The 2,500-nt window shown below is 35.5% G+C and carries 2 protein-coding genes, 2 rRNA genes and 1 pseudogene (2 of these 5 running past the window's edge); 3 read left to right on the forward strand and 2 right to left on the reverse strand.

All coding sequences use genetic code 11. The features are described 5' to 3' along the window. Positions 1-156, forward strand: a 23S ribosomal RNA gene (locus NST14_RS01690); it begins 2,767 nt to the left of the window's first position. Between the two features lie 49 nt (positions 157-205). After that, positions 206-321: ribosomal RNA gene (rrf, locus tag NST14_RS01695) — 5S ribosomal RNA — on the forward strand. A gap of 218 nt (positions 322-539) precedes the next feature. Here the strand turns inward: rrf and NST14_RS01700 are convergent. Further along, positions 540-1,132: pseudogene (locus tag NST14_RS01700) on the reverse strand (RNA-guided endonuclease TnpB family protein); the annotation flags it as partial. Positions 1,133-1,241: 109 nt separating this feature from the next. Between NST14_RS01700 and NST14_RS01705 the strand changes: the two are divergent. Next, positions 1,242-2,174, forward strand: coding sequence for a DMT family transporter (locus NST14_RS01705; protein ID WP_229143776.1), 933 nt, complete (start codon positions 1,242-1,244; stop codon positions 2,172-2,174). 86 nt (positions 2,175-2,260) lie between these two features. On the opposite strand, the gene NST14_RS01710 is transcribed toward NST14_RS01705, so the two are convergent. Continuing rightward, positions 2,261-2,500 carry the end of a sulfotransferase family 2 domain-containing protein gene (locus NST14_RS01710; protein WP_000460200.1) on the reverse strand. Its footprint extends 552 nt past the window's final position, so 240 of the gene's 792 nt are visible here — the last part of the coding sequence; its start codon lies off the right edge, out of view — the gene reads right to left on this strand; the stop codon is at positions 2,261-2,263.

A 2,500-nucleotide genomic window follows, 5' to 3' on the forward strand; every position in this document is an offset into this window, starting at 1 on the left:
GCTGAAAGCATCTAAGCATGAAGCCCCCCTCAAGATGAGATTTCCCATAGCGTAAGCTAGTAAGATCCCTGAAAGATGATCAGGTTGATAGGTTCGAGGTGGAAGCATGGTGACATGTGGAGCTGACGAATACTAATAGATCGAGGACTTAACCATATAATATGTAGCAATGTTATCTAGTTTTGAAGGAATATGCCTTCAATAGTTTGGTGATGATGGCAGAGAGGTCACACCCGTTCCCATACCGAACACGGAAGTTAAGCTCTCTAGCGCCGATGGTAGTTGGGACCTTGTCCCTGTGAGAGTAGGACGTCGCCAAGCAAAAACCTAAGTCGTTTCGACTTAGGTTTTTTTGTGTTTATTTATATATATCAAATGACATAATCCGTAAATTTAGTAATCTTAATGAGAGAAAAGGATGAAATGGAGACGTTTTAAAGTCAACTACCCCCAGTGAGACAAAGCCTTTCAGTGGGGGCTTGAGCTCGAGCGCTAGGTCTTTTCGTCTATCGCTAGACAGTTTGACGCTCTAGCATTTATGCTACCCCACGATTTGTCACGCAACTTACTAATCTATCTACACCTAAATCGCAATTCAAAGCGTTACTCGTAGTCGTGGATGGTTTCTTCATTTGAGAAACATGCATTTCATATGTATCATGCACCTCAAAGAACCGACTTTTTTGCTTCGGTACAATCTCAATGTAGAAGATTTTTTTATGTCTTAAATTTTTCGGCATACGTATTTTAATGGAACCCAATTTTTTTTGAATGCCACATTCATCGGAACCATCCAATACCCGTTATTATCCACTTTAGGGACTTGATAGATTTCAATGATTCGTTTGTCAGTGGAACGAGAATAATTTGGAAACTTCGGACGCCCTGTGAACTGCTCAGGATTTTTCTTACATTGTTCCAACGCTTTAAAAAAGCTCTTCACTTCTGCATATAAGGCTCTGCGAATCGCTTGAATAGAATTTGATTGAACGCCCCAATCATTCGTATTGGCTTGCATGGCAGTATCTACTTCTTTTACAGTAGCCATCCTGTTATTGTTTAAGTAACTTTGTTTCATCGTGTACAAGCCAACATTTCGCAACGCTTTTGAGCTATGTGACATGCGCTGAAGTGAACCCCCGCTGATTAAAGTTTCAATTTATACAATATCTTTTCATTTTTAAAGGATTTCATTCATCAAAAAATCTATAATTAAGGTAATTAATATATATTATTGATGGGTGTGGGGGATTATGAAAGAAATATGCATGTTATTAGTGGCTGTTATATTATGGGGGACAGCCATTGCGCCAACAAAGTGGGCGTTAGAAGTTATTCAGCCATTTACTTTGTTATTTATTCGCCTTTTCTTCGCTGGTGGAATTTGTTTGCTATTTTCATTTAAACAATTAAAAAAATCGGTTGTACATAAACAAGTGCCGTGGAAAAGAATGAGTTTACTATCTTTTACTGGTGTAGCTGGTTACTTTATGTTCACATCCTACGGTATTTCTTTAACAAGTGGATTACATGTTAGTATTATTGATGCTGCTTTACCGTTAGTTACAATTCTTTTTTCAGCGATCTTTTTGAAAGAAAAAATTCAGCTTAATTATTGGATCGGCATTGTATTGGGAGCTGCTGGAGTACTTCTTATTACTATCTCATCTAGTAACGGTAATCAAGAAGTATCTTTAATAGGAGATACCCTTATTTTATTAAGCACTTTCTTATTTGCTTTCTATACAGTATTGTTGAAAAGACCAAAACAAGAACAGTATTTATCAAACAAGGTTTTTACAACATTAACTTTAATTATTGGAGCTGTTATTTTATTACCATTTGCAATGGTAGAAACTTTTTACTATGGTTTCCCAGAAATCGAAACATGGAAGACTGGATTTAGTGTAATGTATCTTGTTATAGGCGCAACAATTTTAGCGTATTGGTTTTGGAATAGAGCACTAGAGACAGTCTCGGCATCAGTAAGTGGGTTATATTTAAATGCATTACCGTTAATAAGTATTGTTGCTTCAATTGCTTTATTAGATGAGTCTTTAACTTGGAAGATAGTAATAGGAGGAAGTTTAGTCTTAATAGGAGTAGGATGGGCAGATAGACAAAAGATAAGTAAGTTATTAAAGAAGAATAACTTGAATAGTAAGGAATGCTAAGTAACATATTGTATATAGTTTAAATATAAAAAAACACCTTATATATATTAGGTGTTTTTTTATTTGGCAAAGATAATAGATTGAAATCAGTATAGGTATTCTCTACTATATTTATACGTATTGAAATCATTTTGAAATATTGTTTGAACGAGTTGTATACATTCGGTATCATAAAAACTTTCGAAAGTGGGGTAGCGAGGAAATAAAGGGTCAGTAATATCGGCTTCGCTAAAATTCCCTTTATAAATCATGGCGGGAGTTTGATGATGCCATGATATTGAGAACTCATTTATTGGTGCAGTTTTTAATTCGAAACGCTTTTCTAA

The organism is Bacillus sp. FSL W8-0519, assembly GCF_038005585.1.
Taxonomy (GTDB): Bacteria; Bacillota; Bacilli; order Bacillales; family Bacillaceae_G; genus Bacillus_A; species Bacillus_A paranthracis.